The following is a 19,432-nucleotide window of genomic DNA, read 5'->3' as shown; positions in this document are numbered from 1 at the left end:
TGTCGTCGGCTGGGCACGGCGGCCTCGGCCTCACCTCCTCGCCACGTTTGCTCGTCCCACCCAATGACAAAGACATCGAAGGCGCCCTCGACTGCATTCAATGGTCACGGTCCGGCCGTCGCGGCACGGGCGGACGGACTGCGCCACGGGCACACGGGGTGCCGCGATCCGGGCGAACGGATTTCCGCACCCTCTCGATACCGAATCGCGATACGAGGCTGCGGAGGCCAGCCGGGAGTCAGCCTCCGAGGGTGAACGCGAGGTCCCCTTCGCGGAGCTCCTGCTCCGTCTTGGTGAGAGCGCCGCGATGCGACACCTCGACGCGATACAGCTTCGACCCCTCGGGGATGCCCTCCACGGTGAACCGGAGCATGCACGCCGTGCCGACGATTTCGCCTTGGCCCAGGCTCCCGGCCGCGACGACCTTGCCGGCGGCGTCGGTGACCGTGACCTCGGTGCCGGCCCCTATGTCCTTGTAGCCGCCCTTGCCTTCGCAACCTGTGCCCGCCGAGAGGTAGCCGTCGCGGTCGGAGAGGATCAGCCCTCCCGTGGTGCTGAAGGTGTCCGGGCCGCCGCCGAAGTCCGCGGCGGTCAGGCCCCAGGCGAGGCCGACCAGTCCCGCACCGACGGCTCCGCCGAGGAGCAGAGCTTTCACCGGGGGCAGGGAGCGGACCTGACGCGCGAGGCGGGATCCGGACGCCTGTGCCGGTGCGGCCTGCGGGACCACGGGCATTGCGTCAGGCATCGGCGGAAGGGGCGGCGCCGTGGGGGCGGTTTCGGCAGCGGGGGGAGCGGGTTGCTCCTCATGCTCGGGCTCGGTCATGGACCTGAGTTAAGCAGGGCGGTGAAAGCATCGTCAATCATGTTGACTGGATTCGTGGCCGCTGTAAGGTGTTCACTGTCCCCACCGTCCGGCAGGAGAGGCACAGGACCCCACGCCATGCCCCACACCATGCCCTCACCGGCGACTTCGCCGACCGGCGCGCCCCAGGTCACAGCAGCCGAGATCTCCCGGATCGCGGGAGTCACACGTGCCACCGTCAGCAACTGGCGTCGCCGCCACGAGGACTTCCCCACGCCGGCCGGCGGCACGGAAAGCAGCCCGCTGTACGACCTTGAGGCCGTACAGTCATGGCTGCAGGGGCGCGGTCAGGCCTCGGCAGCCACCCCGGCCGAGGAGCTGCGCACCACCCTGCGCCTCCACGCGCCCGGCTCGGGCATCGCCGCACGCCTCGTCCCCCTGGTCCTCGCCGCCGGCCGCACCGGCGGAGACCCCACTCACCTCTCCGGCCTGCAGGACAGGGAAGTCCTGGCCTGGGCCGAGAGGTCAGCGGAACAGCTGGATTCCGCTGTCCCGACCACTGGACCCGCCCACTACGCGCCGGACGACGCCCCGGCCGTAAAGGCCCTGGTGGCTTGCGTACGGGAATCAGGAGCGCGCGCCGCCCTGGACGTCCTGGCCGAGCGAGAGCTGGACGAGAGCGCCGCCACCGGTACGTACCAGACCCCCGCCGAGCTGGCCGCGCTGATGGCCCGCCTCCTGCCGCCCGGCACCGCCCGCGTCCTGGACCCGGCCTGCGGCAGCGGCACCCTCCTGGCAGCTGCCGCCTGCCAGGGCGCGACCGAGGTGTACGGGCAGGACAGTGTCCCCGTACAGGCGCTGCGCACCGCCGTAAGTCTCCTGCTCGACGACGCCGCGCACGTCACCGTCAAGGCGGGCGACAGCCTCCGCGCCGACGCCTTCCCCGACCTCACCGCCGACGCCGTCCTGTGCAACCCGCCGTTCGGTGACCGCGACTGGGGCCACGACGAGCTGTCGTACGACCCGCGCTGGGCGTACGGAGTGCCCCCGCGCTTCGAGTCGGAGCTGGCCTGGGTGCAGCACGCGCTCTCCCACGTCGAGCCCGGCGGCTACGTGGTGATGCTGCTGCCGCCCGCGCCCGCGTCCCGCACCGCGGGCCGCCGGATCCGCCTGGAACTGGTCCGCAGCGGAGCCCTGCGCGCTGTCGTCGCGCTGCCCGCGCGCGCCGCGATGCCCCTGCACATCGGGCTCCAGGTGTGGGTCATGCAACGCCCCGAGCCGGGCGGGCCGGATCGCGGCCCGGTCCTGTTCGTCGACACCGACGGCGAATCGGAGGGCACACCACGCCACACCGGCGCCGCTGACGCCCGTACCGCGACGGTGCCGGGCCGCCGCGCCCCCGTGGACTGGGACCGGCTCACCGAACAGGTCCTCACCCTGTGGGCCTCCTTCACCCACGCCCCGTCCGACTTCACCGGCGAACCGGGCATCGCCCGCGCGGTCCCGGTCGTAGACCTCCTCGACGACCAGGTCGACCTCACCCCGGCCCGCCTGGTCCGCGCCACCCCCACGAACGTCGACCCGGTCGCGTACGCCGAGCATGTCGACGAGAAGCTCACGCTGCTCGCGTCCTACGCCGCCGAGCTCGCCGCCGCTCCGGCCCGCGAGCCATGGCCCCCGGCCGGGGAGACGGCCCGCGCCTGGCGGGCGGCAACCGTTGCCGACCTGGACCGGGGCGGAGCCCTCACCCTCGTCCGCGCGAAGCCCCTCACCGCCCGCGAATCCAAGAGCGGCCACGAACAGTCCGCGGCCCCGTCCGACCGTCCGGTCCTCACGGCCCCGGACATCTCGTGGGCATCGCCCCCCTCAGGCGGCACCGAGGATCTGGTGGCGCAGCCGCCGGTGACGGTCCAGGAAGGGGACGTGCTGGTACGAGGCCTCGCCTCCGACCGCGCACAGGGCGTACGGGTGCGGGTCGCCGACGCCCAGGACGCCGGCGCCCTCCTCGGCCACCTCGTCCACCTGCTGCGCCCGGACCCGGCCCGGCTCGACCCGTGGTTCCTCGCCGGGTTCCTGGGCGCGGAGGACAACCAGGCCGCCGCCTCCACCGGCAGCACCCTCGTCCACGTCAACCCCGGCCGCCTGCGCGTTCCCCTCCTGCCGCTGGACGAACAGCGCCGGTACGGAGAGGCCTTCCGCCGGGTTCACGCTCTGCGAACGGCCGCGCGGCACACCGCCCGTCTTGCCGAGGAGGCGGCGGACCTCCTGTCCAGGGGCCTCACCGGCGGCATCCTCGCGCCGCCACCCTCGCCCGCCGCCGACCGGATCACCTGACTCGGCGGCGCTTGCTCCACCGATCGACCACACTTGTCACCCTCCGCCCGACGCCTGGGCAGATGTTCTGGAAGGAAACCGGGGAACTCTTGAACAGCAGCAAGCACACGGAGATGGCGAACCACGCCTGGTCCGTCGCCGACCTCCTGCGCGGCGACTACAAGCAGTCCGACTACGGCAAGGTCATCCTGCCGTTCACGGTGCTGCGCCGCCTCGAGTGCGTTCTGGAGCCGACCCGGGACAAGGTCGCCGAGACCGCAGCCCGCTTCGAGGGCCAGGACATCGACACCGACCACTTCCTGCGCCGCGCCTCGGGCCACTCCTTCTACAACAAGAGTGCCCTGACCCTGAAGAAGATCGCCGCCGACCCGCAGAACGCGGCGAAGAACCTCCAGGTGTACGTCGGCTCCTTCTCCGACAACGCCCGCGAGGTGCTGGACAAGTACGAGTTCTCCCAGCAGATCAAGAGGCTCGACAGCGCTAACCAGCTCTACAGGGTGATCGGCAAGTTCACCGACCTGGACCTGCGCCCCGAAGTCGTGCCCAACCACAACATGGGCTACATCTTCGAGGAACTGATCCGCCGCTTCGCCGAGCAGTCCAACGAGACCGCCGGTGAGCACTTCACCCCGCGCGAAGTCATCAAGCTGATGGTCAACCTGCTGATCGCGCCGGACGGCGACGCGCTCAGCCTGCCGGGCGTCGTACGCACGGTCATGGACCCGGCCTGCGGCACGGGCGGCATGCTCAGCGCGGCCGAGGAGCACATCCTGGCCCTCAACCCCGACGCCACGGTCGAGGTGTACGGGCAGGAGCTCAACCCGGAGTCCTGGGCGATCTGCCGGTCCGACCTCATGATCAAGGGCCAGGACCCGGAGAACATCGCCTTCGGCAACTCCTTCTCCGACGACGGTCACCGGCGGGAGAGGTTCGACTACCTCCTGGCCAACCCGCCGTTCGGCGTGGAGTGGAAGAAGGTCAAGGAGGAGGTCGAGGACGAGTACAAGAACCTCGGCGACGCCGGCCGCTTCGGCGCGGGCCTGCCGCGCATCAACGACGGCTCGCTCCTCTTCCTCCAGCACATGCTGTCGAAGATGAAGCCGGTGGACGCGAACGGCGGGGGCGGCTCGCGCGTCGCGATCGTCTTCAACGGATCCCCGCTCTTCACGGGCGCGGCGGGTTCGGGGGAGTCGGAGATCCGCCGCTGGATCCTGGAGAACGACTGGCTTGAGGCGATCGTCGCCCTGCCGGACCAGCTCTTCTACAACACCGGCATCTCCACGTACTTCTGGATCCTGACGAACCGCAAGGCGCCCGACCACAAGGGCAAGGTCGTCCTCCTCGACGCGCGCGACCAGTGGCAGAAGATGCGCAAGTCGCTGGGCGACAAGCGCAAGGAGCTGGGCGACGGCACGAACGGCAAGCCCAACCACATCGCCGACATCACACGCCTGTACGGCGAGGCGGTGAACGCCGCCGCCGACCCGGAGCACCCGCTCCACGGCAAGGTCAAGGTCTTCGACAACTCGGCCTTCGGCTACCAGCGCATCACGGTCGAGCGCCCGCTGAAGCTGCGCTTCGAGCTCACGGAGGAGACGTTGACGGCGCTCCTGGCCGCGAAGCCGGTCCAGAAGTGGGCCGAGGAGCGGTTCCTGCCGCGAGTCCCGGACGTGGCCGCGAAGGTCAAGGCCCGTCGGAAGCTCACGGACGAGGAGGAGGCGGAGTTCCAGGAGCAGATGGACGCTGAGACGAAGCTGCTCGCGGACGCGCTGGGCCCCCTGATGGACTCGCAGTGGGCGACAAAGTCCGAGGCGCAAATGGCGTTCAAGGGCGCGGTGGCGGGGGCCGGCCTCCACGGACCCACCGGGGCACCGTTCGCGAAGGCGTTCCGGGATGCCATGGGCGTACGTGACCCCGAGGGCGAGGTCCAGAAGATCAAGGGCGAGCCGGAGCCGGACTCTGAGCTGCGGGACTACGAGAACGTGCCGCTGGGCGAGGACGTCGAGGAGTACCTGAAGCGCGAGGTTCACCCGCACGTGGCGGACGCGTGGATCGACCACACGAAGACGAAGATCGGCTACGAGATCCCCTTCACGCGGCACTTCTACGTATACGAGCAGCCGCGTCCGTTGGCGGAGATCGACGCGGAGCTGAAGGCGCTAGAGACAGAGATTCAGACGCTCCTGGGCGAGGTGACGGAGTGACCTCGTATCGAATCAAGGATGTGGCGCGTATCAACCGCCATACACTGCCGGAGGACACCGACCCGGACTTCCGGTTTCGGTACATCGACATCAGCGCGGTGGACGGGATCGGCGGCGTCACCGTTCCAGATGATGACACCGTGTTTTCTTCCGCACCCTCCAGGGCGCGACGTACGGCACCGCCTGGGTCTGTCCTCGTGTCCACGGTGAGGACCTATCTGCGGGCCGTCGCCGTGGCGCCCCTACATGAATCCCCTCTGGTCTTTTCCACAGGATTCGCGGTCCTGGACGCCCAGTCGAAGGTCGACAGTCGCTTCCTCGCTTACTACTGCCGCTCGCAGCCGTTCATCGACGAGGTCGTTGCCCGGTCGACCGGTGTGAGCTATCCAGCGATCAACCCTTCCGAGATCGGGAACTTGCCGATCTCGCCTCCCCCGCTGGAGGAGCAGCGCCGCATCGCCGATTTCCTCGACGCCGAGACCGCCCGCCTTGATCGCCTTCGGAGTGCGATGGAGGCCCAGGACGGTCTACTCGAACAGCGTCGGCTTCTCGTCCTCGACTCAGTCAGCCAAGCAGTCCACCACACCTCCGGGGCTCGCCTTGGATACTTGAGCAGCCTCGTGACGAGCGGCTCTCGTGGTTGGGGCGACTATGTAGCTGATGCTGGCCCACTCTTCTTTCGCAGCGCCAACCTGCACTCCAACCAAACCAAGCCAAAGCTGAACAACCTCGCCTACGTGCAAGTACCTAGGGCTGCCGTAGCGGAGGCCCGAAGGTCCCGCATTGAAATTGGTGACGTTCTTATTGGAATCACCGGGGCCAACGCGGGTTGGGTGTGCCTCGCCGATGGTGACGTAGCTGGCGGACACGTAAGCCAGCACGTGTGCCTCGTCAGGCCTGATCCTCATCAGCTTAGCGGGGAGTGGCTCGCCCTCTTCATTGCTTCCCCGTCCGTGAAGGGAGTCTTGATGGGTAGTCGGTATGGCGGCACGAAGACTCAGCTCTCCTTGCCAGATATCCGCGAGATCCGGATTCCGAAGATTCCGATCGAGCGTCAACTTGAGGTAGCCGAATCTGTCAGACGGCAGGCTGAAGCGCTAGACAGGCAGCGCGCGTTGCGCCTGCAACAGCTCAAGCTGCTAGCAGAACGCCGTCAGGCACTGATTACTGCTGCCGTGACCGGCCAGTTCGACGTATCCACCGCCAGCGGGCGCAACGTACCGGACGGAGTGCAGCCATGAGCCCCATCCACCACGAGTCCGCCTTCGGGGACGCCATAGTCGCCGCGATGACCGGGCGCGGCTGGCGCGAGGCGCGGCCCGAGGACTACCAGGCCGACCTTGGGCTTGACACCAACGAGCTGTTCACCTTCATCGGGGAGAGCCAGCCCCATGAGTGGAGCGAGCTGCTCGCCGTCTACGGCGGTGACCCCAACGAGGCCCAGCGCGGCTTCGCCCGCCGGCTCGACAAGGCGATCAGCGACGACGGGCTGCTCACCGTCCTCCGGAACGGCGTCAAGGACCGCGGCGTCCGCCTCCGCGTCGCCTACTTCAAGCCGAACCTCGTCGCCGACGACTCCGTCCTCGACGGCTACCGCGCCAACCGCCTCACCGTCGTCCGCGAGCTCCGCTACGCCACCAAGCAGGCCGACTGGGGCAACAAGCTCGACCTCACCCTGTTCCTCAACGGAATCCCCATCGCCACGGCCGAGCTGAAGAACCCGCTCACCGGCTCGGGCGTGGAACACGCCAAGGAGCAGTACCGCACCGACCGCGACCCCACCGAGCTGATCTTCACGCGCCGCGTCATCGCGAACTTCGCGGTAGACCCGGACCTCGTCTTCGTCGCGACCCAGCTCCGCGGCACCAAGACCCGGTTCCTCCCCTTCAACACCGGCTCCGACGGCCCCGGCCAGCCCGGCGGCGCCGGCAACCCCGCCCCCACCGCCTACGGCACGTACGCCACCTCCTACCTCTGGGAGCAGGTCTGGGCGCGGGACAACTGGCTCGACCTCCTCCAGCGCTTCGTGCACCAGCACAAGACCAAAACCCCCGGCGGCGGCACCACCAAGTCGACGATCTTCCCGCGCTTCCACCAGTGGGACGTCGTGAAGAAGCTGACCGCGCACGCCGCCGCCCACGGCGCTGGCCAGAACTACCTGGTCATGGCCTCGGCCGGCTCCGGCAAGTCGAACACCATCGGCTGGCTCGCCCACCGCCTCAGCGACCTGCACGCGGACACCGACCCGCGCACCATCGCCCCCGAGGCCCTGGCCACCGGCCGCCTCAAGCCCGGCGAACCGGTCTTCGACAAGGTCATCGTCATCACCGACCGCCGCAACCTGGACGCCCAGCTTCGGGAGACCGTCGGCAGTTTTTCCCAGACCGACGGCCTGGTCGTGAAGGTCGACGAGAAGCACGGCGCGAAGAGCGAACAGCTCGCCCGGGCCCTCTCCCGCGACACCGGCAAGATCGTCACCGTCACCCTGCACTCGTTCCCGGCACTGCTGGACTACATCCAGCGCAACCCGACCGAGATCAAGGGCACCACCTTCGCGATCATCGTGGACGAGGCCCACTCCTCGCAGTCCGGCGACGCCGCCACCGCCGTACGGGCCGCCCTGCGCGACCTCGGCCTGGACTCCGACTCGGACGACGCGGGCGCGACCACCGTCACGCTCACCGAACAGCTGAAGAAGAAGGCCGAGGATCGCTCCCAGGCCGCGAACCTCTCCTACTTCGCCTTCACCGCCACCCCGAAGGCCAAGACCCTCGAACTCTTCGGCACGCTCCAGGACACCGGCGGCGAAGCCACCTACCGCCCCTTCCACACGTACTCCATGCGCCAGGCCATCGAGGAAGGCTTCATCCTCGATCCCCTCCGCAACTACGTCACGTACAACACGTACTGGAAGCTGGTGAACCAGAACCCGGACGAGCGTGAAGTCGACCCCTCGAAGGCCAACAGCCAGCTCGCCCGGTACGCGCTCACCCACGAGCACACCGTCTCCCAGCACGCCCAGGTGATCGTCGACCACTTCATCACCCACACCCGCGGCCGGCTCGGTGGACGGGCCAAGTCCATGGTGGTGACGGCCTCCCGGCAGTCCGCCGTGGAGATGGCGCGGGCGATCAAGAGCTACATCCAGGACCGGGAGTACGACACCAAGTTCCCGGACTTGGGCGTTCTGGTGGCCTTCTCCGGCTCCCTCACCATCGACGGCGAGGAGACCACCGAGCCGAAGGAGAACGGCGGGATCGCGGAGAGCGCGCTGCCGAAGGCGTTCGCGTACACGCGCGTCGACGACAAGGCCGTCGCGGCCGGCGGTCGCGGACAGCAGGAGTACAAGATCCTGGTGGTCGCCGAGAAGTACCAGACCGGCTTCGATCAGCCGCTCCTGACGACCATGTACGTCAACAAGAAGCTGACCGGAATCTCAGCCGTGCAGACCCTGTCCCGCCTCAACCGCACCGCCGAGCGCAAGAACCAGGCCGACCTCGCCGTCCTGGACTTCGCCAACGAGGCCGAGGACATCCGGGACGCCTTCCGACCGTACTTCGAGGAGGCGATGACCCTCCCCTCCGACCCGAACCTCCTCTACACCGCCCAGAGCCGGGTCATGTCGGCGCCGATCCTCTCCGAGCCGGAGATGGACCAGTTCGCCGCCGCCTACTTCGCGGCGAAGGAGAAGGCGGCCGGATCGCAGGCCAAGTGGGAGAAGCTGCACGCCGAGCTGTACCGGCTGCTCTCCCCGGCCGTCGCCCGCTTCACCCCTCTGCTGGAAAGCGAGGAGGAGGACGACGTTGAGACGGCCGAGGACTTCCGCGCCGACCTCAACGACTACGTACGCAAGTACGGCTTCCTCGCCCAGATCGTGCCCTACCGTGACGCCGAGCTGGAACGGCTCCACCTCTACGGCCGCTACCTCCTCAACCGGCTCCCGCGCCGCGCCGACGGTGGCGTCGACATAGGCGAGATCGACCTCAGTCACCTCCGTGTGGAGAAGACCGGCGAGTACGACGTGTCCCTCACCCCTGAAGGCGCGGCCGAACTCAAGGGCTTCGGTGAGGGCGCGGGCGGCGCGGCAGAGGCCGAGAAGTCCCTGCTGTCCGAGCTGATCGACAAGTTCAACGCCAAGTTCGGCACCGACTTCACCGAGCAGGACGTCATCCAGCCGTTTGAGGAGGCCAAGGCCGACGTGAAGGTGCGGGCGGCGGCGGTCGTCAACGACGAGGACAACTTCGGCAAGGTCTTCGACAAGGTCTTCGCCGACAAGATGGCCGACCACATCGACACCATCGCAGGCCTCGGCCGACAGTACTTCGGCCCCGACAAGGGCTTCAAGTCCAGCCTGGACCGCAGCGCACGTCGCGCGGCGTGGCGGATGATCCGCCGCGAGGAGGGCGTGGACGACGCCGCGTAACCCGCCACACACGGGAGGGTCCCGCCGTGCGCCCGTGGGGCGCGCGGCGGGACCCTCCCGTCGTTACGGCGCCTCAGACGGCAGCGGCCAGTCCCACGAACCCGGCCCAGGCCGCCGGGCCCACGGTCAGCACGGGGCCGCCGAGTTGCTTCGAGTCCCGGACGAACACGTGCGTAGTCAAGGCGGCGACCTCCAGGCATTCGCCACCTTCGGCCCCGCTGTAGCTGCTCTTGAACCAAGCAAGCTCTTGCGCGGCAGAGACATCGGTGGTGTTCATAGCTCTCCCAGCAACTTCTCGATGAATCCCAGCGACTCCCGCGGAGTGAGAGCCTGGGATCGGATGATCCCATAGCGTGCCGCTACGGAGCGCACCTCGTCACGGGCGGTCAGTAGAATGCTGCGCCCTTGAACCTCCAGGTACGCGACCTGATCCCCGCCTTTGCGCGTAATCAAAGTGAACGGCCCATCCACCCCAGCGTTGTCCTGGTTGTCGATCGGCATGACCTGGATCTCCACATTGCGCTTCTGCCCGACGAGGAGGATCTGTTCAAGCACACCACGCAGAACGGCCTTCCCTCCGAACGGACGGCGCAGAACCGCCTCCTCGATCACGAAGCTCATCAGGGGCGCCGGCCATCGATTGAGGATGTCCTGCCGCGCGATACGAGCTGACACGCGTTGCTCGATGGTGTCCTCGTCCAGCAGCGGTCGACGCATCGCGAGCAGAGCGCGCGTGTACTCCTCTGTCTGCAGAAGTCCGGGCACGGCTTGCACCGCGTACAGGAACAACTCCAACGCCTCGGCCTCCAAGCGCGCCGCGTCCCGGAAGAACGCCGGATACTGCGCCCGCGCAACCTCCTCCTTCAGCGCCTTCAGCAAGCCACCGGCCTCCAGCACTTCATCCGCCTTGTCGATGAGCCTCGGGGGCGGAATCCGCCGCCCCTGCTCGAACGACGCGATCGACTGCGCCGCGTACCCCACCCGCTTGCCGAACGCCGTCCGGTCCAGCCCCGCCCGCACCCTCAGCAGCTTCATCTGGAGTCCGAACGCCGTCACCACCCCTTGGCCCGGCTCGTCCTCCGGACGCTGCCCGGGCCCCGCCTCCGCCTCGGCCCACTCGCCCTCGTCCCGCGTCACCACCGCCGCCTCTCCCATGAACCCCACGCACGTACACGCCGTGCGCCGCCGCGTACAACCCGGCCGCGACGGCGCGTCACCCCTGGTCACGCTACGCCACAGACCGTCACCGTGGAGGCATGACCAACAACCCCGTACGCCTCACCGAGACCACCCAACCCGCCACCCCCAACCACCACTTCGCCATGCGCTTCAGTTCGACTCCCCGCGGCGCCCGACTGGCCCGGCGCCTGGCCGGGGAACGCCTCCACGCCTGGGGGATTCCGTACGACACCGACGCCCACGACGCGCTCACGCTGATCGTCGCGGAGCTCAGCGCGAACGCCGCAACCCACGGCCGCGTACCCGGTCGCGACTTCCACCTCCGGTTGACGGCTACCGAAGCGGCCGTACGGGTGGAGGTCACCGACACACGCGGCGAGAAGCTCCCCGTCACGACCGAGCCCGCCGACGACCGGGACACCGGCCGTGGCCTGCTTCTGGTGGCCGGACTCGCGGACAGCTGGGGCTGGCATCCGCGCGTCGAAGGGCCGGGCAAGACGGTGTGGGCCGTATACGCCTCCGCCTGGCCTGAAAGCGATGTACCGCCGAAGGCGTAGCCGCCGTACATCGCAACATCGCTGGACGGAAGATCACAGAACCGGCGAGACTTGACCCGGATCAAGTCGAGGCCGGTGCCGCAGCGCGCACTCCGGCGAGCAGACGTACGTACGGGGGCACAGTGCCGGAGCAGCCGATCGCCGGTCGTTACGAACTCCTGGAGGGGCTCGGCAGCGGCGGCATGGGAGAGGTGTGGCGCGGCTACGACGCCGTGCTCGACCGGCCCGTCGCCGTGAAACTGATCAGCCGCCAGGCCATGGCCAACGCCCCACAGCTGGCCCAGGAATTCACCAAGCGCTTCCACCGCGAAGCCCGCATCACCGCTCGGATCCAGCACCCCGGAGTACCGCAGGTGTACGACGCCGGGCTCGACGACGCGTACGAGCGGCTGTTCCTGGTGATGGAGCTGGTCGAAGGGGTCCCGCTCTCCGCCTACGTCCGACCGGACCGGCCCCTGCCGGTGAGCTGGGCGGCGGCCGTCGCGGCGCAGGTCGCCACCGTGCTCTCACACGCCCACGAGGTGCCGGTGATCCACCGCGACCTCAAGCCGGGCAACATCCTCGTCGCCCGCGACGGGACGGTGAAGGTCCTCGACTTCGGCATCGCGGCCATCCTGCGGACCGACGTCACCAAGCTGACCTCGACCGGAAGCCCCATGGGCACCTCCCAGTACATGTCGCCCGAGCAGGTGCGCGGCGGGCGCATCACCCCGCAGGCCGACCTGTACGCACTCGGCTGCGTGCTGCACGAACTCCTCAGCGGGCGGCCGCTCTTCTCGGCGGACAACGAGTACGCGCTGATGTTCCAGCACGTCAGCGCCGCCCCCACTCCGCTGCGCGCGCTGCGCCCCGACGTTCCGACTGCCCTGGAGGAACTCGTCCTGCACCTGCTGCTGAAGGCGCCGGAAGCGCGGCCCGCCGACGTGCAGGAGGTGTACGAGCGGCTGCGGCCGTTCCTGCCGCCACCCGGCCAGAAGCCCGCGCCCGGCGAGGCGGGGCCCGACGGGGCGCCCGACCCGACCGGGATCTTCCGCAACCCCTACGCGCCGCGCGCCCGCCGGCAGGCCGGGACCGGCGCGCAGCAGCCCGTCCAGCCCGACCTGAACGGCGTACCGGCCGCGCCCGCGCCGGTTCCGGCCCGGCTGCGCGAGGAGATCAAGGAGGCGTACGCGCACTCCGACGCCCTCCTGGAGGAGGAGCGGTTCGCGCAGGCTGCCGAAGTGCTCGGGGAGATCATCGAGCCCGCCGCACGCGCTCTGGGCTCCGAGAACAGGCAGGTCCTGGAGCTGCGGACCCAGCGGGCCGCGATCCAGCTGCTCGGCGGCGACTACCGCGCCGCGCTGCCCGAGTTCGACGCCCTGGCCGACGCCTATGCGCGCACGGGCGGCACCACCGGCGAGCAGGCGCGCGCCTGCCGGGCCCAGGCCGCCCGCTGCCGCGCCGAACTCGGTCAGGTCACGGCCGCACTCACCGCGCTGCGGGGCGTCCTCGACGTCGTACGGGCCGTCGACGGAGACGTCAGCGAGGAAGCCGTCGAACTGCGCCGCGACATCGGAATGCTGCTCCTCGCCCAAGGACAGGCGGCCGAGGCCCGCCTCATCCTCGAACCCCTCCACGAAGACCTGCGCGTGGTGTTCGGGCCCGGCGACGAGATGACCCAGGAGATCGCCGAGGCGCTGGCCCTGATCCGCCTCGGCCTCGACGGTCCCGCCACCTGAGCCGCCCACCCTGCCCCACCCCCTCCCGGAGAGTCCGCACCATGCCCCACCTCGCCTTCGACATCGGTTTCTGCGCCCAGCTCGGCAAGCTTCAGGGCACCGTCAAGCAGGGGGTGTTCGACGCCTGGGAGAAGTTCGAACGACTCACTCTCGACCAGCTGTTCAAGGACCCCGGTCTGAAACTGGAGACCCTGAAGCGCGCCCGCGACCCGCACATCCGCACCATCCGCATCGACCAGGGCACCCGGGGCGTCGTCCTGGCACCCGACACCGGCGACACGTACGTCCTGCTCCGGGTGATGCCGCACGACAAGGCGATCGACTGGGCGATCAAACAGAAGGCGAGCATCAACACCGTCACGCAGGCAGTGGAGATCCGCGACATCGCGATGCTCGACGAACTCACCCCCGCCTACGAGCGCATCGCCCCGGCGCCCGACCAACGGCTGTTCGCGAACGTCTCCGATGGGGACCTGGCGGCGCTCGGTATCGACGAGACCACCCTGCGCCAGGCCCGCGCCCTCACCGACCTCGAACAGCTGGAGATCTTCGCGCCGTACTTCCCGCAGGACCAGCGCGAGGTCCTGGAGTACCTGGCCGCCGGTTTCACGGTGGAGGAGGTGTGGCGGGACGTGGTCTCCGTCAACCTCGCCACGGCCTCCGACGAGCCGGTGGACACCGCCGACTACGCCACCGCCATCCACCGCACCCGTACCCGCATCGCGCTCGTCACCGCCTCTGAGGAACTGCGAGAGATCCTCGACAAGCCCTTCGAGGCCTGGCGGGTCTTCCTCCACCCCTCCCAGCACAAGGTCGCCTACCGGGCCTCCTACTCCGGCCCGGCCCAGGTCACCGGCGGTCCCGGCACGGGCAAGACCGTCGTCGCACTGCACCGGGTGCGCCACCTGCTGAGGCACCTGCGCGACGGCGACCGCATCCTGCTGACCACCTACACCCATGCCCTCGTGGCGGCGCTGCGCACCGGCCTGGCCACCCTCGTGGAGGACGAGGCCCTGCGTGACCGCGTGGACATCATGACCGTCGACGCGTTCGCCGGCCGTGTCGTGTCCACCTCACGAAGGCCGCTACGAGGCGCCGAGGAGGAGACCCGCTGGGCGCAGGCCGCCCGGGCCACCGGGTTCGCCGGCACCGCCCAGTTCCTCGCCCAGGAGTACAAGCACGTCGTACTGGCCCAGAACCTCCGCACCCGGGACGACTACCTGGCCTGCGAGCGGCGCGGACGCGGCAGCGCCCTCCCCGCCGCCGCCCGCGCCCTCGTATGGGGCGCCATCGAGGAATTCACCGACCGGTTGACCGCCGACGGGGTGCGCACCTACCTCGGTACCTGCGCCGAGGCCGCCGACATCCTGGCGGTGGGCGGCCCGCGCTACCGGCACGTCGTCGTCGACGAGGCCCAGGACCTCCACCCCACCCAGTGGCGGCTCCTGCGCGCCGCCACGCCCGCCCGCCCCGACGACCTGTTCATCGCGGGCGACCCCCACCAGCGCATCTACGATTCGAAGGTGTCCCTGAAGACCGTCGGGATCAAGGTCACGGGCCGGTCGGCGAAGATGCGCAAGAACTACCGGTCCACCCACGAGATCCTCAGCTGGTCCACCGCTCTTCTGGTCGGCCGCCCCTTCGAGCAGCTGGCCGACGACGCCGGAAACGAGACGCTGCTCGGCTACCGGTCGGCCCTGCACGGCAAGGGGCCGGAGGTGTACGGGGCGGACTCGGAGGAAGCCGAACTCAACGCGCTCGTGGAGCAAGTACGCCGATGGCTCGACGCGGGGATCGCCCCAGGCGAGATCGGGGTGAGTGCCCGGTTCAACAAGAACTGCGACCGGGCCGCGGAGTGGCTCAAGGCGGCCGGCATCCCCGTGGTACGCCTGCGGGGTGAGATCCCAGCGGACTCGGAGGCCGTGCAGATCGGCACGATGCACTCCTTCAAGGGGCTGGAGTACCGGTATGTCGCCGTCATCGGCGTGAGTGACGGAGCCCTGCCGTACCCGAGGGCGGTGACCCCGGCCGACGTCGACCGCCTCCAGCACGACGCCGACCTCCTCGCGGAACGCTGTCTCCTGTTCGTCGCGTGCACACGTGCCCGGGACGGGCTGTACGTGTCATGGTCGGGCAAGCCGAGTGAGTACCTGGTGGAGGCCGACGCGGTGCGCTAGGCCTGCTTCGGGGAGTCAGCCAGGTCGCGTAGTCACCGACGAACTCGCCCGCCGCCCCGAGCGGCGACGGGCTCAGCCTGCATCCCGAGCGGTCCTGCCGTGTTCTCTGGCGGAAGCGGGCAGTCGCACACGTGTCGGCACGTAATTTCCACTGCAGGCCGTCACATCGATGCGGATGACGGCCGGGGCCGTGGCGCTTCGCGGCCCGCGACACCGCATGGCGGGCCGCGGCGGCCCGTTCCCCGCCGCCCGAGCCGCGTCGCCCGGCTTGCCGCGTCCGTCACCCCATCGAGACAGGGACGCACACCAGCGAGCCGTACTCGGTCCAGGAGCCGTCGTAGTTCTTCACGTCCGGGTAGCCGAGTAGTTCGTGGAGCGCGAACCAGGTGTGCGAGGAGCGCTCGCCGATGCGGCAGTATGCAATGACCTCGCGGTCGGGCGTGATGTCCTTCCCCAGGTAGAGCTCCTTGAGTTCAGCAGCCGACTTGAAGGTCCCGTCATCGTTGGCCGCCTGCGCCCAGGGGACATTGGACGCGCCGGGGATGTGGCCCGGCACCTGAGCCTGCTCCTGCGGCAGGTGAGGAGGTGCCAGCTTCTCTCCCCGGAACTCCTCCGGGGACCGGACGTCGACCATGTGGACGCCGGAGCCCAGACTGTCCAGCACCTCGCCGCGCAACGCGCGGAACTGCGGGTTCTCCTGGCCGGTCACGGTGAAGCCGGTGTGCTTGTACTCCGTGACCTCCTTCGTCATCTCGCGACTCTCCAGCTCCCACTTCTTGCGGCCACCGTCGAGCAGCTTCACCTTGTTGAAGCCGCGCAGCCGCAGGATCCAGTAGGCGTACGCGGCGAACCAGTTGTTGTTGCCTCCGTAGAGGACGACGGTGGTGTCGTACGCGACGCCGGCCTTGTCCAGCAGCTGTCCCAGCGCGTCCCGGTCCAGGTAGTCCCGCCCGACTGCGGCGTGCAGGTCCGTGGTCCAGTTCCAGCCCACTGAGCCCGGGATGTGGCCCTGCTCGTAGGCGGTGGTGTCCTCGTCCACGTCGATGACGCGCACCGTACCGTCGTCGAGGTGGGCTGCCAGCCATGCAGAGTCGACGAGTGTCTCCGGATGCGCGTAGCCGTTGGCTCCCATGGTCTCCTCCTCTCGGTCCCTCTCCGTCCCTCTCCGTCCCTCTCCGTCCCTCTCCCCTTCTTCCTCTCCCTTTCTTCCTCTTCTGTTCCGTTCCCAGGTCATGCGGCCGGCATCAGGTCCCCTACACCGCCCGTGACCACCGCCGTCACGGGGATGCCCGCCAGGTCGAGCAGACTCGCCGCGATGGTCGCCCGGCGGCCGCTGCCGCAGACCGTCCAGATCTCACGGTCTCGGGGCAGCTCGCCCAGCCGCCGTGGCAGCTCGGCGAGGGGCACGGCGAGCGTGCCCGGTATTCCGCCCTCGGGGCGCTCGGGGCGCACGTCGAGCACCCGCCTTTCGGCGGTGCGGCCGGCCAGCTCGGCCGCGTTCGCGGTGCGGAAGCTGCGCAGCGGCCGGCCGGCGGCGGCCCAGGCACCGATGCCATCGGCCAGATATCCCGCGACGTTCTCGTATCCGATCCGCAGCAGCTGAAGCATCGCCTCATGTGCCGCGTCCTCGGCCGGCTCCGGCAGCACCAGAACCAGGCGGGTGCCGAACGGCACGACCTCACCGACCAGATTCGCGAAGCGGTCGTCCAGCTCGTCGCAGAGCGAGCCGGGCAGATGGGCCGCGGCGAACGTCCTGCGGTCGCGCCCGTCGATGATCTGCGCGCCGCCACCGGCCAGCCCTTCCACCATCGACGGTGTGAGCGGTCGGAGGATGGGCGGCCCACCGAGCACGTCCGGCCCGGACCGGTTGATCGGCGCCATGTGGTGGAAGTACGCGGGGTACGGCGCCAAGCCCGGCAGCCGCCGGCTGACGAATTCCTCCTCGTCCTGCAGGGTCAGGGCTGGGTTGGCACGCCGCTCCGCGCCCACTGTCGTGGTCCGCTCCCCCGACACCGGGCCGGCCGAACAGGAGCTGCCCGCGCCGTGCGTCGGCAGCACCCGGGTAGCGTCGGGCAGCAGGGCCAGCCTCCGCAGCGTTCGGAACTGTGCCCGGGCGAGCTCCTCGGTGTGGTCGTCACCGGCCAGGTCGGTGCGGCCGACGTTGCCGACGAGGAGGCTGCCTCCGGTGAACACGGCCGTCGGCGCCTGCCGGGTGTGGTCGAGAGCGTTGTCGTACACGAGGTAGGAGGTGTGCTCGGCGGTGTGCCCAGGTGTCTCCATCGCCCGTACGGTCGCGTCCCCGACGACGATCTCGTCGTCCTCCGCCAGCCCCAGATGGTCGAAGGCGTACGGCGCGCGGGCCGGGCCGGCCACCGTGGCCCCGGTCGCCGCGCGGACTTCCAGCGCGCCGGAGACGTAGTCGTTGTGCACATGCGTCTCCAGGACGTACCGCATCCGCACCCCCCTGGAGGTACAGGACTCCACCAGATCCCAGCTGTCCCGCTGTGGATCGACCAGCGCGGCCTCGTCACCACTGACGAGGAGATAACTGGTGTCACCGAGCGATGCGGTGGTCATGATCTCGATCCGGTTCATCCCGTCACGCTCCTGAGCCGCTCATACGATCGCCACCTCGACGGCTGCCACAGGGTTGCAGCCGTAGCCGTGGGCGTTCCACGGCGCCCGCGACGGCTGGGTGTCACCGTGCGCGTCGGTCGCGCGGGCCAGCAGCCGGTACCGGCCAGGCCGCTGAGGGGTCCAGGCGTACGACCAGCCGGTCCAGGCGTACGGCCCGCTCGGCGACTCGAGCACGGCGTCGTGCCAGGCCGCGTCGCCCTCACCGGTAAGGTGCTCACCTTGGTGGCCGTCGTCGCGTTGGTCTTCGGCCCGCACCTCGACGCGCCGGATCGGCACACCGCCGCCGGACCAGGCCCGTCCGCACACCACGGTCTCGTCACTGCGGCGCAGTGCCGAGCCCGGCTCGGGTGCGGTGATGAGCGACTTGATCCTCACCGTGGTCACGGGTCCGTCGGGGGTGCCGCGCGAGGCGACGTAGACGTACTCCTCGGCCTGGAAGACGCCGGCGAAGGGCTCCGTGACGGCCCGCACCTCGACCAGCCACTTCACGTCGGCGACCGCGTACCGGCCGGGGACCACGAGGCGGACCGGGGCCCCGTGCTCCGGCGCGAGCGGCTCGCCGTTCATGTGGGTGACGAGGAGGGTGTCCGGGTGCAGAGCCACGGCGAGCGGGAGGCTGCGTTCGAAGGCCGCCCGGCGGCCGTGGACCGTACCGGAGTCGGCTCCGGCGAAGACGATCTCCACGGCGGCCGGCTCGATCCGGGCCTGGCTGGCGAGGGAGCGGAACGGCACGCCTGCGAAATGTGCGCACCCGACCGCACTCTCGCCCCATGGCAGACCCTCCGGACGGGGTCTCATCAGGCTGCGGCCGTTGCCCGCGCATTCCAGTACGACGTCGAGCTCCCGGCCCGGCATCGCGCACAGGTCGACATAGCTGATGTCGAACGGCGCGGCGACGGCGCCGCCGAGCCGCAGCCGCCAACGTCGGGGACTCGTCCGCGGTATGCCGAAGTGATCGCGTACGAAGAATGCACCGACAGGTGTGACCGGCTCGGCCAGTGCGGCCGAGGGTGTCTGAGCGTTGTACGGGTCGGCCGTGACTGTCTCAGGTGCCCAAGCCGTGGCACCGGACCCGCGTGCAATCGGCGATGCGGTCATGCCAGCACCTTCCGTCGGGCTCTCTGGCGAGCACGACGCGGGGTGCTTTCAGTTTACGTCCCGGGTCCGTGCCGGCGACGGCCGGATCTCCCCCTCGGAGCGACCTGCGTATACCCCTTGAACAGTAGGACGCCGGGGACTGTTTCTGTCCGTAGGCCCCTCTCTGGGCGTCGAGGTAGCCGCGGCGCCACCGGGCAGCGCGATGCGGGACTCGACGCGCGCCTCCTGACCAGCGATCTGGCCCTGCGAAGCAGCAGGGGCCAGATCGCTGGTCAACACAACAACAGAGCCGGTCAAAGCGAC

At 69.5% G+C, this 19,432-nt stretch carries 13 protein-coding genes; 7 read left to right on the top strand and 6 right to left on the bottom strand.

Annotated features, from left to right (window positions below):
- Positions 1-238 precede the first annotated feature (238 nt).
- The gene (locus tag J7E94_RS19385; protein WP_215017058.1) at positions 239-745 is read right to left on the bottom strand and encodes a hypothetical protein; all 507 of its coding nucleotides are present in this window, start codon (positions 743-745) and stop codon (positions 239-241) included.
- A gap of 195 nt (positions 746-940) precedes the next feature.
- Here J7E94_RS19385 and J7E94_RS19380 point away from each other — a divergent pair, with 195 nt between their 5' ends.
- From J7E94_RS19380 to J7E94_RS19365, 4 genes are all read left to right on the top strand, one after another.
- Positions 941-3,136 (top strand): N-6 DNA methylase, encoded by a 2,196-nt coding sequence (locus tag J7E94_RS19380; protein WP_251056899.1) that lies wholly within the window; start codon positions 941-943, stop codon positions 3,134-3,136.
- 89 nt (positions 3,137-3,225) lie between these two features.
- Positions 3,226-5,340 carry a class I SAM-dependent DNA methyltransferase gene (locus J7E94_RS19375; RefSeq protein ID WP_215017056.1) on the top strand — a complete coding sequence of 705 codons (2,115 nt, stop codon included), beginning with the start codon at positions 3,226-3,228 and terminating at the stop codon, positions 5,338-5,340.
- On the top strand, positions 5,337-6,581 hold the full coding sequence (locus tag J7E94_RS19370; protein ID WP_215017054.1) for a restriction endonuclease subunit S: 1,245 nt from the start codon (positions 5,337-5,339) through the stop codon (positions 6,579-6,581). The genes J7E94_RS19375 and J7E94_RS19370 overlap by 4 nt, the downstream gene beginning before the upstream one ends.
- Positions 6,578-9,763: a type I restriction endonuclease subunit R gene (locus J7E94_RS19365; RefSeq protein WP_215017052.1), complete on the top strand. Its 3,186-nt coding sequence runs from the start codon at positions 6,578-6,580 to the stop codon at positions 9,761-9,763. Before J7E94_RS19370 ends, J7E94_RS19365 begins: the two co-directional genes overlap by 4 nt.
- A 73-nt stretch (positions 9,764-9,836) precedes the next feature.
- On the opposite strand, the gene J7E94_RS19360 is transcribed toward J7E94_RS19365, so the two are convergent.
- Together J7E94_RS19360 and J7E94_RS19355 are read right to left on the bottom strand one after the other, a co-directional pair.
- Complete coding sequence (locus J7E94_RS19360; protein ID WP_215017051.1) at positions 9,837-10,040, bottom strand: DUF397 domain-containing protein; 204 nt, start codon at positions 10,038-10,040, stop codon at positions 9,837-9,839.
- Positions 10,037-10,900, bottom strand: coding sequence for a helix-turn-helix transcriptional regulator (locus J7E94_RS19355; protein ID WP_308345328.1), 864 nt, complete (start codon positions 10,898-10,900; stop codon positions 10,037-10,039). The genes J7E94_RS19360 and J7E94_RS19355 overlap by 4 nt, the downstream gene beginning before the upstream one ends.
- A gap of 119 nt (positions 10,901-11,019) precedes the next feature.
- Here J7E94_RS19355 and J7E94_RS19350 point away from each other — a divergent pair, with 119 nt between their 5' ends.
- From J7E94_RS19350 to J7E94_RS19340, 3 genes are all read left to right on the top strand, one after another.
- Positions 11,020-11,499 carry an ATP-binding protein gene (locus tag J7E94_RS19350; protein ID WP_215017048.1) on the top strand — a complete coding sequence of 160 codons (480 nt, stop codon included), beginning with the start codon at positions 11,020-11,022 and terminating at the stop codon, positions 11,497-11,499.
- Positions 11,500-11,621: 122 nt separating this feature from the next.
- Positions 11,622-13,217: a serine/threonine-protein kinase gene (locus J7E94_RS19345; protein ID WP_215017046.1), complete on the top strand. Its 1,596-nt coding sequence runs from the start codon at positions 11,622-11,624 to the stop codon at positions 13,215-13,217.
- A 41-nt stretch (positions 13,218-13,258) separates the two neighbouring features.
- Complete coding sequence (locus J7E94_RS19340) at positions 13,259-15,394, top strand: UvrD-helicase domain-containing protein (protein ID WP_215017044.1); 2,136 nt, start codon at positions 13,259-13,261, stop codon at positions 15,392-15,394.
- A gap of 280 nt (positions 15,395-15,674) precedes the next feature.
- On the opposite strand, the gene J7E94_RS19335 is transcribed toward J7E94_RS19340, so the two are convergent.
- The 3 genes from J7E94_RS19335 to J7E94_RS19325 all read right to left on the bottom strand — a co-directional run bounded on the left by J7E94_RS19335 (position 15,675) and on the right by J7E94_RS19325 (position 19,129).
- On the bottom strand, positions 15,675-16,526 hold the full coding sequence (locus tag J7E94_RS19335) for a sulfurtransferase (protein ID WP_215017042.1): 852 nt from the start codon (positions 16,524-16,526) through the stop codon (positions 15,675-15,677).
- 98 nt (positions 16,527-16,624) lie between these two features.
- Complete coding sequence (locus J7E94_RS19330) at positions 16,625-17,989, bottom strand: rhodanese-like domain-containing protein (RefSeq protein WP_215017040.1); 1,365 nt, start codon at positions 17,987-17,989, stop codon at positions 16,625-16,627.
- A 21-nt stretch (positions 17,990-18,010) separates the two neighbouring features.
- Positions 18,011-19,129 carry a sulfite oxidase gene (locus J7E94_RS19325; RefSeq protein ID WP_215017038.1) on the bottom strand — a complete coding sequence of 373 codons (1,119 nt, stop codon included), beginning with the start codon at positions 19,127-19,129 and terminating at the stop codon, positions 18,011-18,013.
- Positions 19,130-19,432: the final 303 nt, after the last annotated feature.

It is taken from the genome of Streptomyces sp. ISL-94, from assembly GCF_018614075.1.
GTDB lineage: Bacteria > Actinomycetota > Actinomycetes > Streptomycetales > Streptomycetaceae > Streptomyces.
Note: the sequence above shows the minus strand (reverse complement) of the source record. Positions and strands in the feature narration are given on the sequence as shown.